Source organism: Tetragenococcus koreensis (genome assembly GCF_003795145.1).
GTDB classification, from domain to species: Bacteria; Bacillota; Bacilli; order Lactobacillales; family Enterococcaceae; genus Tetragenococcus; species Tetragenococcus koreensis.
Genome location: NZ_CP027786.1, coordinates 1,020,321 through 1,034,748, shown reverse-complemented (window position 1 = coordinate 1,034,748; position 14,428 = coordinate 1,020,321). Strand labels below are relative to the sequence as shown.

Below are 14,428 nucleotides of genomic sequence, written 5' to 3'. Positions count from 1 at the left end.
TAAATGACAGAGCATAAGTCTGGCTTTGTGGCCATTGTTGGCCGTCCCAATGTGGGAAAATCTACTTTATTAAATCGAATTGTGGGTCAAAAAATTGCGATCATGAGTGACAAAGCGCAAACCACACGTAACAAAATCCAAGGTGTTTATACTACCAAAGACATGCAAATGATTTTTATCGATACCCCAGGGATTCATAAACCCAAGCATCGTCTAGGCGATTACATGGTGAATGAAGCTTATGGTGCATTACAAGAAGTTGAAGCTGTATTATTTATGATCAGTGCCGATGAAAAACGAGGGAAAGGTGATAATCTGATCATTGAACGGCTGCAGAAACTCTCAGTTCCGGTCTTCTTAGTCATTAACAAAATCGATAAAATTCATCCGGATAATTTATTAGCAGTTATCGAAGATTATTCGAAACAAATGACTTTTGCTGAAGTTGTTCCTGTTTCAGCAACTCAAGGGAATAACTTTGAGACACTGATGCAACTATTAGAAGATCAAATGCCAACAGGTCCACAATATTTCCCTGAAGATCAAATTACCGATCATCCTGAATACTTTATTGTTTCTGAATTAATCCGCGAAAAAGTTCTGCTTTTAACACACGATGAAATTCCGCACTCAGTCGCTGTAACGATCGATTCAATGAAGCGAGATGAGAATGATAAAATCCGTATTCAAGCGACAATTATTGTTGAGCGCGATAGTCAAAAGGGGATTATTATTGGTAAGAGCGGCAAGATGCTCAAAGAAATTGGCATTAAAGCTCGCCAAGATATGGAAAAAATGCTGGGTGACAAAGTTTACCTAGAACTCTGGGTAAAAGTCCAAAAAGATTGGCGCGATAAACAAAGATCCTTAAATGATTTCGGTTATAAAAAAGAAACCTTTTAACCTTTTTTTCAAAGGAGATATCGCATGAATCAAGCAGAATCAAAAGGAATTATTTTATTCCGTAAAGACCATAAAGAAAAAGATATGTTGGTCAAAATTTTCACTGAATCAAGCGGAAAATTGATGTTTTATGTCAAAGGGGCTCACCGCAAAAATAATCCGTTGACCCCGGCTATCTTACCTTATACGCAAGCGACTTACATTGGAAAATTCAACAGTGAAGGACTTTCTTTTTTAAATAGTGCAAAGTTTATTCATCCCTTTACGCATATTCAAGAAGATATTTTCGCTGCGGGTTTTGCCACTTACATGATGAACCTAGCAGACGCTGCGATTGAAGATAAGGTCTACGATCCCCATCTATACACTTTTTTATACCAAGCACTGGAGATGTTAGACCAAGAAATTGATGGCGAAATTTTAACCAATATTTTTGAAATCCAGATTTTACAACGTTTTGGTATTACTATTAATTGGCAGGAATGTGCAATTTGTGGAAGAACTCAAGGAAAGTTTGATTATTCTTCAAAATACAATGGGATTTTATGTGAAAAACATTGGGATCACGATTTACGTCGTTATCATGCTGATCCACGGGCGATTCATTTTATTCGCCTTTTTTCTCAAATTTCTTATGATAAAATTCATTCCATCAAAGTAAAAAAAGAAACCAAAAAGGCGATCCGGCAAACAATTGACCAATTATATGAAGAACATGTAGGTTTGAATTTAAAAAGTAAAAAGTTTATTGATCAGATGCAAGAATGGGGAGACGTTTTAAAACCCAGGTAGATTGAAGTATTTCAGAAAATTTCACTTTTTATTTGACAAATGACTACTTTTACTACTATGATAGTAGTAATTAAATCGTGCGATGATCATTTAAAGGAAAAGAACAACTTCTCTTAGCGAGTTTGGGAAAGTGTGAGCCAGACAGAAGAACTTTGACCACAGGCAATTGTGAGCACAATTAAAAAGCTGCCGATAATTGGATCGGAAGTAGGGTGGAACCGCGAAATTATTCGTCCCTATATCTATGCAAAGGATGTATAGATATAGGGACTTTTTTATCGCAAATTTGAGAGGAGCAAAAAAATGGCAAAAAAAATTACTTTACAAGAAATGATTTTACGCTTGCAGAAATATTGGTCTGACAACGGTTGTATGATCATGCAAGCTTATGATACAGAAAAAGGGGCAGGAACCATGAGTCCATACACTATTTTGCGTGCGATTGGACCGGAGCCGTGGAATGCTTGCTATGTTGAGCCTTCTAGACGACCTGCTGATGGTCGTTACGGGCAAAATCCAAATCGTCTGTACCAACACCATCAATTACAAGTAGTAATGAAGCCTTCTCCTGAAAATATTCAAGAACTTTACCTAAAAAGTTTGACTTTATTAGGGATTGATCCTTTAGAACATGATATTCGCTTTGTGGAAGATAATTGGGAAAACCCTTCGATGGGCTGTGCTGGTGTTGGTTGGGAAGTGTGGTTAGACGGTATGGAAATCACACAATTTACCTATTTCCAACAAGTAGGTGGCTTAGCTTGTCATCCTGTTACTTCAGAAATTACTTATGGTTTAGAACGATTGGCTTCTTACATTCAAGAAGTTGACAGTGTCTATGATTTAGAATGGACGAATGGTATTAAGTACGGTGAGATCTTCAAACAACCTGAATATGAGCATTCTCGCTATTCTTTTGATTTAAGTAACCAAGAAATGCTGTTAGATAATTTCGATAAATTTGAACAAGAAGCCAAGCGTTGTATCGCTGAAGATTTAGTCCATCCAGCTTATGATTATATTTTAAAATGTAGTCACACCTTTAACTTGCTCGATGCAAGAGGCGCGGTCTCTGTGACTGAACGAGCCGGCTATTTAGCTCGTATTCGTAATATGGCAAAAGAAGTGGCCAAATTATTTGTCGAAGAACGTAAAAAGTTAGGTTACCCTTTATTAGATCGTGCGCAAGCAGATAAATTGCTGAAGGAGGAAGACTAAATGTCGGAAAATTTAATAGTTGAAATTGGATTAGAAGAAATGCCAGCTTATGTGGTTGATTCAAGTATTTTACAATTTGAAGAGAAAACAAAACAATTTTTACAAGAAAATCACTTGTCTTTTACTGAAATAAACACTTTTTCAACCCCTAGACGCTTAGCCATTCAGGTGGTTGATTTAGCAGAAAAGCAAGCAGATACTCAAGAAGAAGTAAAAGGTCCTGCTAAAAAAATCGCACTGGATGAAAACGGCGATTGGAGTAAAGCTGCACAAGGTTTTGTACGTGGACAAGGATTGACAACCGAAGACATTTACTTTAAAGAAATAAAAGGCACAGAATATGTCCATGTAACGAAACACACCACAGGGAAGAAAGCACTGGATGTACTCGCGGGTTTAAAAGATGTGATTACCAGTTTGTCATTCCCCGTGACTATGCATTGGAATAAATTCGATTTCGAATATGTCCGTCCTATTCGTTGGCTAGTTGCATTGTTGGGTGATCAAGTAGTGCCATTTAAAATTTTAGATGTTACAACAGATCGAATGACTTATGGCCATCGCTTTTTAGGGAAACAAGTTGAACTAGCAAATGCAGATGCATACGAAGAACAACTGCAAGAACAATTTGTCATTGCCAATCGTTTTAAACGCCAAGCGTTAATCACCGACCAAATTCAAAAAATTGCAGATGAGTATCATTGGCAAATTGATATTGACGAAGATTTGTTAGCTGAAGTGAACAACTTGGTTGAATATCCGACTGCATTTGTTGGGGATTTTGCGGATAAATATTTAAGTCTTCCAGACGAAGTATTGATTACTTCCATGAAAGAACATCAACGTTATTTTGATGTGAAAACGTCAGAAGGTAAACTTTTACCACATTTCATCTCGGTTAGAAACGGCAATCAAACGAAAATCGAAAATGTCGCTCAAGGAAATGAAAAAGTCTTAGTGGCTCGTTTAGAGGATGCGGAATTCTTTTATCAGGAAGACCAAAATCTGACGATTGACGAATGTGTAGAAAAATTAAAAAATGTTACTTTCCATGAAAAAATTGGTTCGATGTATGAAAAAATGCAGCGGGTACAAGCCGATGCTCAAATCATCGGTGAGCATGTAGGATTAAGTGCTGAAGAGTTGTCTGATTTGCAACGTGCAGCTCAAATTTATAAATTCGATCTAGTGACTAATATGGTGGATGAATTTCCTGAACTCCAAGGAATTATGGGCGAAAAATATGCTCTATTAAAAGGGGAAAGGCCAGAGGTAGCTCAAGCGATTCGTGAACATTACATGCCCATTTCTAGTGAAGGAGAACTGCCAGCTTCTAACATCGGAGCGGTCTTAGCAATTGCTGATAAGTTGGATAGCGTACTTTCCTTTTTTGCTGCTGGATTGAAACCAAAAAGTTCTAGCGACCCTTATGCGTTAAGACGGCAAACATATGGGATCGTACGAATTTTGGCTGATAAAAATTGGTCATTTCCTTTTGCTGCATTGCAACAAAAAATCGAAGAAACGATTAATCAAAATGAAAGACGCTATGGTATTCATCTGGAAGATCAAGCTGCTGAAGTTCGCAACTTCTTAAAGGGACGTTTACGTCAGTTTTTATTGGCTAAAGAATATCGTCATGATGTAATTGATGCAGTCATTGATGCAGAACAAGAAGATATCCATCAGTTATTTGAAGCAGCTCATACATTAGGAAAACACTTATATGATGAAGATTTCAAACCTTCGATTGAAGCATTGACTCGGGTAATGAATTTAGGTCAAAAAGACTCCAGCGAAACTGAAATCAATCCTGCTTTATTTGAAAATGAGGTAGAACAAAGCTTATATCAAGCGGTCAAAGAAGTTGAAGAAAAATTCCCAACACAGACGGTTGAAGAAAGCTACCAAGCTTTGACGAGTCTGCGTCCATTGATTGAAGATTATTTTGATCAAACGATGGTAATGGTTGATGATGAAGCAGTTCGCAATAACCGTTTAGCGCAATTAAGAAAGATTTCAAAAATGGCACTTGCTGTAGCCAGTTTGAAGGATTTAGTAACAAAATAAAGCGTTAATAAAAACCAAGTAAAATCGGTATCTTAACTGATTTTACTTGGTTTTTTGTTTAGACCATATAAATAACTTGTAGTAAAAATGGAATATAGAGTAAATAAAGTAAAACTGAATATCCTAAACTGGAAGCCGCAAATTCTTCATCTGCATGATAGTTACGCGCTAATATGGGGATGGAATTTTGTACTGGCATTGCAGCTTGAATCATAAATACTTGTAACATTAAGGTAGGAACGGCAATCCACTGTCCTAACAACCAGACAATCAAAGGTGAAAATAGATAACGACCCAGCAATACTCCGATAATATCTTTATTTAGTTTAAGGTTTTTAATGCCATGAAAATAGACGATAATACCTATGACAAACATTGATAAAGGAGTGGTCAAATCCGCTAGATAATGACCAAAATCAGCAATGAATCCAGGCACTTTAATGTTTAATAACATCCAACCCAAACCAATTAAAAATCCTAATAACGCGGGAGAAAACACTTTTTTGAGCGCAACTAAAGGGTGAAATGCGACAGTTGCCTCTTTAATATTTGGATCATCAAGCGCAATAAAATAAATCCCTAACGTCCAAAAAATTGATGTATTAACAATATAATACAATAATACATAAGGAACAGCTTTTTCACCAAAAATAGCTAAATTGATTGGTAAACCAATAAAAATGGTATTTGAACAAGTAAAGATTGTGTTAAAAGTGCCTTTGCGTGATTTTTTGACATGAAATAGACGACGATAACCCAAACTTAAAAGCAGAGTTAAAAGCATTGAAAAGATGGGGATAATCATTCCTCGAAAAAGCGATAAAAATTCATCTTTTGAAAAATTATCTGTAATGGTCAAAAACATATTAAAAGGCAAAGCTAAGTTTAATACGAGCTTTGAAAAAACATCTGCCGTACGATTAGAAAACCATTGTTTGTAAGATAAAAAGTAGCCAACAAACATCAGTAAAAAAATGACTAAAATATTTAAATAGGCTGTTAGCAACGGGCGACCTCCTCTCAAAAAAAAGCGAAGAAGGAATAATTACTTCCTAATTCGCTTTATCGCCGTTTAATTTTTATGATACTGCTGTTTACCAGCATTTCTGTTTCTATTTTTATTTGTATTAGCTGACTTCGGTTTTGCAGCCGGTTTTTGATCACTTTCAGTTGAAGGTGTAACATCCGTTCGCTGAGTAACGACTGTTTTTGGTGGATTTTCTTCCATTTCTTTTGCAATTTGCTTCTTGATTCGCGGTTTCATTAAAACATTGGTAATAAATGTTTGAACACAACCGATAAAACCACCAACAACCCAGTACAACGTAACTCCTGCAGGTGAAGAAAGAGACACAAATACGATCATCATCGGCGAAACAATCATCATGCTACGCATTTGTTTCTTTTGCTCAGGGGGCATACCAATCATTGAAATAAATGATTGAGCGACATAGGCCAACCCGGCAATCACAACTAGCGTTAAACTACGTTCTCCTAAACTCATACCAAGAAAGGTAGATGACTCAATTCCAGGTGTATAACGAGTTGTAAAAAACAAAGCAGAAAAGATCGGCATTTGAATCAACAACGGTAAGCAACCAATGCCACCTAACATGCTAACATTGTTTTCTTTGTATACCTCTTGCATTTCTTTTTGCGCTTGCATTTGTTCTTCTTGCGTATTTGCTTGTTTCATATTTTTTTGAGCAATATCAATTTGTGGTTTCAGATATTGCATTTTTTCTGACTGAAACATTGATTTACGTGACTGATTGATCATTAACGGCATTAAAATACAGCGAATAATAATCGTCAAAACTATGATTGCCCAGCCAAAGCCTAAGCCCCAGTTATCTGCCATATACGTTAAAAAACTACCTAATGGGTTAACTAAAAAACGATAAATGAGACCGCTAGGATCAGGAGAACCATCATCCAGTCGTTTAACACAACCGCTAAGTGTGATCATCATCCCTAAAAGACCAGAAGTAACTAGCCATTTTTTAATTTTATTCATGTGATTTTTCCTTTTCTTTCCTTAATTTTGCACAAACTTAACTATACTAAAAAATGAGCGCTTTTTCAATGTACAATAACAAAATAAGGACGAAAGAAAAGAAAATTTTAATTTGCGATAAACTTTTTACGTTCTTTAATGGATGGATCATCTTCAACTTTGACATTAGAAACCTTACCTGCTGGAGAAGGCGATTCTTTGACTCTTTGGATAAAGCGTTCCATCGCATTATCTTCACCACAAGCTTCCATTGATACCGAACCATCCATTTCGTTTCTTACTACACCGGTAATGCCTAACTCATCAGCAACCATTTTAGTAGAATAACGAAAACCTACGCCTTGCACACGGCCTTCGACTGTAATTCGAACTTTTCTCATGATGCATTCCTCCTCTGTTAAGTCTATAATAGCGTTTTTTAGAATAATGAACAAGTAAAGCAATTTTTTGTGTTATAATACGCTTGAGGTGAAATTGTGAAAGAGATCCGGGCAGCAAAAAATAACAAAATTAAAGAATTAAAAAAACTTCAGCAAAGAAAATATCGTAGCCAATCAGAGGTTTATTTGTTAGAAGGTTTTCATTTGGTGGAGGAAGCGGCAAAAGCTAACGCAGAGATTAAAGAAGTCTATCTTGACGAACGTGGCTTACAATTATGGCAAGAATGGGTTGAGCGTTGTCAGCTTGATTATTATTTACTTTCTGATGAGGCAATGAAAGCTATATCTGAATTGCCTACGCCTCAAGGAATCGTTGCGTTGATTAAAAAAGTAGACGCACAGCCAGTTGATTTTTCGGGGAAATGGTTATTACTAGATAATATACAAGACCCTGGCAATGTGGGCACCATTGTACGTACGGCAGATGCAGCGGGGTTTGATGGCATTTTTCTAGGCATAGGGACCGCTGATAGGTATAGTGGCAAAGTTTTACGTAGTATGCAAGGCAGCCAATTTCATCTACCGATTTTCAACGGGGATTTAAACGAAACGATTCCTGAATTCAAAAAAATTCACAGTAAAGTTTATGGAACAAAAGTAGATGAAACAGCTTTATCTTACACACAAGTTGAGTCAAGTCCTTCATTTGCACTTATTTTAGGAAATGAAGGCCAAGGGGTCGCAGAAGAAATTCTTCAAATGACCGATCAGAACTTATATATCCCTATATATGGCGCCGCTGAATCGCTTAATGTCGGCGTTGCAGCAGGAATTTTGATGTATGCTTTGGTTTGAGATGTTAAGGAACTTTTAAAATTAAGCGTTTTTTTATTGCTTGACTGGTCTGTGAATTAAAACGTGTTATACTTAGTAAGTGTAAATATATAAAAGTCCAAAAAAGGTGGCAATCAATTTATATGAAAATAACTTGGCAAGAGGACCCAGAATACGTGTCGTATGTGGAAGATTTGCTTGAAACAGAAGAAGTTCAAAAGTTAGGCGAATTTGTTCAACATATGCATTCTACACGTTTAGAACATTCGATTAGTGTTTCATATAACAGTTATAAATTAGCAAAAAGATTCAACGGCGATGCCAGAGCTTGCGCACGTGCTGGATTGCTGCATGACTTGTTTTATTATGATTGGCATACAACAAAGTTTGATGAAGGAACGCATGCTTATGTACATCCACGAATCGCTTGTAAAAATGCTGAAAAATTAACTGAATTATCAGATCTAGAAAAAGATATTATCATCAAACATATGTTTGGCGCAACCATCGCACCACCACGTTATAAAGAAAGTTATATCGTGACGATGGTCGACAAATATTGTGCCGTAAAAGAAGCAAGTCTTCCAATGAGTGAACGAATTAAACACCGTTGGAACACAACATTTAAGAAAAAACAATCTGCATAGAAAAAAACCTTGGACTCAAAATAGTCCAAGGTTTTTGCGTTTTAAAGGGAATAGTGTGAATAAATACGGGAGTTTTGATTTTATTTCCATCTAACTTATCAAAAAAGAGGCCGCAAGCGACATTTTTAGTGGCAAATCAACGAAGAAACCACCAATATAAAATATATTGGAGGCAAAAGTCAACGAAGAAAGCACCAATATGAAATATATTGGAGGCAAGTCAGCGAAGAAACCACCGATATAAAACATATTGGAGGCAAGTTAGCGAAGTAAGCACCAATATAAAATATATTGGAGGCAAGTCAACGAAGTAAGCACCAATATAAAATATATTGGAGGCAAGTCAACGAAGTAAGCACCGATATAAAACATATTGGAGGCAAGTTGGCAAAGAAGCCACCGATATAAAACATATTGGAGGCAAGTCAACGAAGAAACCACCAATATAAAATATATTGGTGGCAAGTCAGCGAAGTAAGCACCAATATAAAATATATTGGAGGCAACTTCACTGAAGTAGCCTCCATACGATACATAGTTGTAAGTAATTTAATTAAGAGGAAAAAATTTGCGAAATAATGGATAAAAGCAATAGCAGCGTCCCCAGTATACCTACGATAGTAAAATGAAACTTTCTTTTCATTGCAATTACGGCAATGAACTCACGTAAAAAAGCATTAGGAATGTAATAAAATGCCGTTTTTGCGCCGATGCCTTCCGCTTTTAAATGCGCCATTCTCGCAAATATCCCTGCACGAAAGATATGATAATTATTGGATGAAAAAATGACATTAGGTGTTTCGATTCCTGAGCGGTCGATAATTTCTTTGGAATATTTCAAATTCTCAAGTGTGGTGGTTGAATTGGTTTCAACCAAGATATCTTCTGCTTGGATTCCTTGGTTTAATGCATATTCTTTCATAGCAACGGCTTCAGCGACTTTTTCGTCCGAACCTTGACCACCTGACATAATCAATTTCACTAAATGTCGGGTATATTTTCGCTGTTGGTAGTAAAAGTCAATTGCACGATGAATACGACTAGCTAATAATGGTGAGACCTCTTTTCCACGAACCAACCCTGCGCCTAAAACAATAATAAAGTCTTGGTCGTAAGACGGTCGGTTAAATTGATATAAAATCGAAGCACTGAGAAAATTTAAAAAAGCAACGACAAAATAACCAAACATCACAGGTAATATAGATAGCAATATTGTCGCCCAATCTGGCAACAGGTTAGCGATAAATGAGTCGTAAAACAACCAGATTGTCATTAAAACCGCTAGAATTAAGGTTAATAAGTTTGCTAACGAATGAGATTCTTTGCGAATAACGACGAGTGCATTCCAGTAAAATAAAATGATCAGACCTACAAAACCGAATAAACCAACGATTACAACGAATACCCCAACTAAAAATATTAGAGCAAAAACAATTGCGTCATGAGTGATAAAGAAATTATAAAGTAAATAAATGCCAAAAGTACCTATAAATAGATTGAAAAGAAAACCATTAACGATACGCGCTTTTTCGCGATGGTACATCCAAGAAAAAAGGGCAAAAAAGAACATGGGAATAATAAAAAAATAGCTTTTAGTTTGAGCTTCAATGATGCCTAAGTAGATGGATAGATATAAAAAGGAACCGTTGATAAACTTTAAAAAAAGGTCAGGTTTGTTATTTTTTTTGTGCCATTTTATGAGGCTAAAAACGAGTAATAAATAAGGTAATATAAACCAGGGAACATGCCAAAAATTCATAAATTTCACTCCTTGTAGACACAGTATAGCAAATCTTTTTAATAAATACTTTGCTAAGTGTAAAATTTATTGAGGTTATCCCTAGACGAATAAAAAAGAAACCGTTACTCTATTCATTGGGCTTACAGGCACTAATGAATAAAGGCGGTTTCTTATGGAATCTATTGTAACAGATTTAGTTGAAGTAATGAAGAAGGAAACGAATTTTTTAGCAAGGGAAAAAGCCATGATGGTCTTTTTTGCCCAACTCCTAGCGACGATAACACAACTTGCTTTTCAAATTCTCGATGCGGAGGTTTCGACCCAATGCAAGAAGGAAGGCTTTCAAGTGGATCGTAAAAGTGAACGAACGGTGACTTTTTTATTTGGCAGCGTGACCTATGTTCGCCGCCGAATGAAAAATCAAGCCAATGAAATTCGTTATCCTTTGGATGAATTTCTAGGGATTCGAAAGAGCTTCCGTTATAGTTCTCTTGTGCTACGCAACGTTTCTCAATTGGGGTCCATCATGGTCTATCGTCACGTTTCCCAAGCGATTGATTGTTTGACTTCTTGGCGTATGAGCCACCAAAATGTGCAACAACTGGTGGTCAAAACCGGGGGACTGATTCAGACGCGAAGTACTCATGAAAGTCGCTACGACGGGATCATTTCTAAGAAAAAAGTGCCCTATTTATATTTAGAAGGCGACGGAGTGAAGATTGGCGGTCAGAAGAAGCAGTCGCTAGAAATCCATCGTTTTCAAGTATGTGAAGGGAGCCAGAAAGTCGGGAATCGCACGGAAATGATCGCCCCGCACTTTGTCAGTCATCTTAACCGACAACAAGCGCAAAAAGAAATAATGAACTATATTCAAGCGCATTATGATCTAACAAATACCGTTGTCGTTTCCAATAGTGACGGTGGTTCAGGCTATGAAAAAGCCGTGTTTGATGAACTTTCCTTAGGTTGTTTACGTCATGAACACTTTCGTGATCGGTATCATGTCCATCGGAAAATCAAAGAACGTCTGTCTTTTGTCCCACAACTTCAAAATCGGATGATCCAGGCGATTCAACATTATAATTGGCCAGAGGTCCAACTTGTCTTAGACACCTCGGAAAGTTTGATCGAAGAAAAGGAAGCTGAAACCTTAGAACAATTACGCTTACTCCATCATTATCTTCAAAGGAATTGGCCGTATTTAAAACCTCGGAAAGCCCGAGGAATCGTGGATCCCAAAGCTTGTATTGGTACAATCGAAAGCACCCATCGGAAGATGACCTACCGGATGAAGCGCCAAGGACGGTTATGGACAAAAACGGGCGCGCAGGCCATGATTCGTGTCATTGATAGTTTAAGAAACCAAGAATTTGATGGTTGGTTGAACCAATATGAAGCTCTTCCTAACGACGTAGTCGCCCAGGAAAAGCGTTGGAAAGCCATGAAACGTTGGGTACAGAAAAAGCCTAACTTTCAAACGCATGAAGGGGCCTTGAAGGGGCAAATCGGCGAAGGAAAAGCCAAAAGTGCGCCCTTAGGCCAATTCGCCAAAGGGTTGGAGCAATTAATAACGACACCGAATTATATCTAATAAAAACTTGTTTTTGTTAGATATCATGAGGTCTAACCGAACGAACGTGAGGTAAAAAAATACAAAAGTGTCTGTCCCAAAGGTCATTTTTTATTCGACCTCAAAAAATTTGACACATACAATACTTTGTTTATATTCGCTCAATTACAAAAAATTCGTTACAATGAAGAAGAGAAAATCAAAGGAGATGATTATTTGGAACTTGGAGAAGTTGTCCAAAAAACCAAACCTGCATTTGTAGTTATCGGTAAAGAAGGTCAAGGACCAGTAGATGATGCCACAACTTGGGTTCCTGAACTGTGGAAAGCAGTTTATCAAGATTTAGACGAATTAAACGAATTTATCGACCAAGAAACGGAAGATGCTGACTTGTGGGGCTTAATGTCTGACGATAAGCATTGGCTTGAGCCGTGGCAAGAACAAGGAAAATACCTGGCGGGAATCGAGCTAGCTGCAGACATTCAAGCACCTGAAGGTTGGCAACGTTGGGAAATGCCAGCGATGGAGTATTTAGTTGTTAAGACAGATGCTCCAAATCTTGATTCCATGACACAAAAAATGTTTGAAGAAATCTTACCGCGTGAAGGATATAACCTTGTTGGCGCCATTCAAGAACATTACTTACCAGATTTTACGACAGGTGAAGTTGAGTTGCATTTTCCGGTAAATATTTTATAAAATGGTAAGTTTAGCGAACTAAAATGATATTTAAATTATAGGGCAGGGCTTTTGTAAAAGAGCTCGGTCCTATTTTTACGGCTGAAGCAAATCTTTGGATAAAGCACTACAATTTTCAAATAAAAAACTGAACAATTCTCATCTATCATCGATAAATGTAAAATTGTTCAGTTCTAGTTTTATTGGGCTAAATTAATTTTGTGACAGGATTCAGGCTTTAGTTACTGAAGAAACCTTTAATGTTACGCCAAGTTGTGGTAAAGAAATTCGCTTTTTCAGTACCTTGAGTTGTGATAATGGCGCTGCTTGAACGGCTTTTACCATCCTCATTATCTAAATAGCCTAAATCGTCATCTTCGACTTGTGCTTGAACGGTACCAATATTTGTTTGAGATTCAACAGGTGCCTGTATTTCGTCATTATCTAATGAAGTTTGGTAAGAAACATCATCTGTGGTTTTGTCACTTGGCAACCAAAGGCTAATTTCATCTTGAGCAGCTACCGGTAAGGTTTGTTTCTTTCCTTGTGGGACGGCAACCGAAGGCATTTCCGGAATTGAGTCATTTTTTGCTAATACAGTTTCTTGCTTCCAATGATCAAATGTATAATCCATTAATTTACTGGTTTCATCAAAACGTGCACCTTCATTTTCAATATCATCATGATCAGTGGCGTTTAAGACAACAGTGATGATCCGGTTTCCATCTTTTTCGATTGTACCAACAAAACATGCGCCAGCTAATTCAGTCGTTCCCGTTTTCAAGCCATCTACATCTTCTTTTTCAGAAAGTAAACCTGGCAGCATTTTATTAAAGTTTTCCATCTCAAAAGGAGTGGAGGTTCCTTCGCCAAATTCTTTTTCAGGCATACGACTTACTTCCAAAATGTCAGGGAAGTCTTGCAACAAATTGCGTGCAACGATGGCTAAGTCTTTTGCCGATAGTTCATTTTCGTCTTCTTTTGTTGTCCCAGGATAAATATTATCGCCTAAATATTCATTGGAAAGTCCAGTACTATTGACAATTTTTGCGTCAATAATTCCCCAATCTTCAACTTGTTCACGCATTTGGTTAACAAACGCTTCTTCTGAACCTGCTACTTCTTCTGCTAATGCAATAGTTGCAGCATTGGCTGATTGAATGACAGCTGCTTCAAACAAATCTTGTACTGTGTAACTTTCATTTTGATCAAGAGGAACATTGGAAAGTTCGAGATTTTCGCTCAACTCTGCCACATCTTCTGAAATAGGAACTTCGTCCTCCCAAGCAAGGTTCCCCTCTTGAATTTCCTTTTCAATCAGATATAGACTGATCAGTTTGGTTACTGAAGCAATTCCCATGGGTTGGTCACTATCTTGTTCATAGAAAACCTTACCAGTATCATAATCCACTGAAATTGCAGCTTCAGCTCTAATATCTAAGTCCTCTGCTGAAACGGTCGTTGTAGAAAATAGTGAAAAAAGTAAAAAAATAATTCCCATGACAAAGGGAATAAAACGTTTTTTATTCATGAATGAATCTCCTTTGAGTTAATCAAAGTGAATTTTACCAAAAGTTA

General features: G+C 37.0%; 13 protein-coding genes. 8 read left to right on the top strand and 5 right to left on the bottom strand.

The window, feature by feature from the left end:
• Nucleotides 1-3: 3 nt before the first annotated feature.
• From era to glyS, 4 genes are all read left to right on the top strand, one after another.
• Nucleotides 4-903 (top strand): GTPase Era, encoded by a 900-nt coding sequence (era, locus tag C7K43_RS04840; protein WP_124005828.1) that lies wholly within the window; start codon nucleotides 4-6, stop codon nucleotides 901-903.
• Nucleotides 904-927: 24 nt separating this feature from the next.
• Nucleotides 928-1,695 carry a DNA repair protein RecO gene (recO, locus tag C7K43_RS04835; protein ID WP_124005827.1) on the top strand — a complete coding sequence of 256 codons (768 nt, stop codon included), beginning with the start codon at nucleotides 928-930 and terminating at the stop codon, nucleotides 1,693-1,695.
• 303 nt (nucleotides 1,696-1,998) lie between these two features.
• Nucleotides 1,999-2,913, top strand: a complete 915-nt coding sequence (gene glyQ / locus C7K43_RS04830; RefSeq protein ID WP_124005826.1) for a glycine--tRNA ligase subunit alpha — start codon at nucleotides 1,999-2,001, stop codon at nucleotides 2,911-2,913.
• On the top strand, nucleotides 2,914-4,983 hold the full coding sequence (glyS, locus tag C7K43_RS04825) for a glycine--tRNA ligase subunit beta (RefSeq protein ID WP_124005825.1): 2,070 nt from the start codon (nucleotides 2,914-2,916) through the stop codon (nucleotides 4,981-4,983).
• 58 nt (nucleotides 4,984-5,041) lie between these two features.
• Here the strand turns inward: glyS and C7K43_RS04820 are convergent, their stop codons facing one another.
• The 3 genes from C7K43_RS04820 to C7K43_RS04810 form a co-directional block, all read right to left on the bottom strand.
• Nucleotides 5,042-5,989, bottom strand: coding sequence for an AEC family transporter (locus C7K43_RS04820; protein WP_124005824.1), 948 nt, complete (start codon nucleotides 5,987-5,989; stop codon nucleotides 5,042-5,044).
• Nucleotides 5,990-6,055: 66 nt separating this feature from the next.
• Complete coding sequence (yidC, locus tag C7K43_RS04815; RefSeq protein WP_124005823.1) at nucleotides 6,056-7,000, bottom strand: membrane protein insertase YidC; 945 nt, start codon at nucleotides 6,998-7,000, stop codon at nucleotides 6,056-6,058.
• A gap of 107 nt (nucleotides 7,001-7,107) precedes the next feature.
• Nucleotides 7,108-7,380, bottom strand: coding sequence for an acylphosphatase (locus C7K43_RS04810; protein WP_124005822.1), 273 nt, complete (start codon nucleotides 7,378-7,380; stop codon nucleotides 7,108-7,110).
• A gap of 96 nt (nucleotides 7,381-7,476) precedes the next feature.
• Here C7K43_RS04810 and C7K43_RS04805 point away from each other — a divergent pair, with 96 nt between their 5' ends.
• Both C7K43_RS04805 and C7K43_RS04800 read left to right on the top strand, forming a co-directional pair.
• On the top strand, nucleotides 7,477-8,235 hold the full coding sequence (locus tag C7K43_RS04805; protein ID WP_124005821.1) for a TrmH family RNA methyltransferase: 759 nt from the start codon (nucleotides 7,477-7,479) through the stop codon (nucleotides 8,233-8,235).
• A 122-nt stretch (nucleotides 8,236-8,357) separates the two neighbouring features.
• On the top strand, nucleotides 8,358-8,861 hold the full coding sequence (locus C7K43_RS04800) for an HD domain-containing protein (RefSeq protein ID WP_124005820.1): 504 nt from the start codon (nucleotides 8,358-8,360) through the stop codon (nucleotides 8,859-8,861).
• A 553-nt stretch (nucleotides 8,862-9,414) separates the two neighbouring features.
• On the opposite strand, the gene C7K43_RS04795 is transcribed toward C7K43_RS04800, so the two are convergent.
• Nucleotides 9,415-10,620 (bottom strand): YdcF family protein, encoded by a 1,206-nt coding sequence (locus tag C7K43_RS04795; protein ID WP_124005819.1) that lies wholly within the window; start codon nucleotides 10,618-10,620, stop codon nucleotides 9,415-9,417.
• A 154-nt stretch (nucleotides 10,621-10,774) separates the two neighbouring features.
• On the opposite strand from C7K43_RS04795, the gene C7K43_RS04790 reads away from it, so the two are divergent.
• Together C7K43_RS04790 and C7K43_RS04785 are read left to right on the top strand one after the other, a co-directional pair.
• The gene (locus C7K43_RS04790; protein WP_124005818.1) at nucleotides 10,775-12,193 is read left to right on the top strand and encodes an ISLre2 family transposase; all 1,419 of its coding nucleotides are present in this window, start codon (nucleotides 10,775-10,777) and stop codon (nucleotides 12,191-12,193) included.
• Nucleotides 12,194-12,388: 195 nt separating this feature from the next.
• Nucleotides 12,389-12,871 (top strand): GyrI-like domain-containing protein, encoded by a 483-nt coding sequence (locus C7K43_RS04785; RefSeq protein ID WP_124005817.1) that lies wholly within the window; start codon nucleotides 12,389-12,391, stop codon nucleotides 12,869-12,871.
• A 217-nt stretch (nucleotides 12,872-13,088) separates the two neighbouring features.
• Here the strand turns inward: C7K43_RS04785 and C7K43_RS04780 are convergent, their stop codons facing one another.
• Nucleotides 13,089-14,381 (bottom strand): serine hydrolase, encoded by a 1,293-nt coding sequence (locus tag C7K43_RS04780; protein ID WP_124005816.1) that lies wholly within the window; start codon nucleotides 14,379-14,381, stop codon nucleotides 13,089-13,091.
• Between the last annotated feature and the right edge of the window lie 47 nt (nucleotides 14,382-14,428).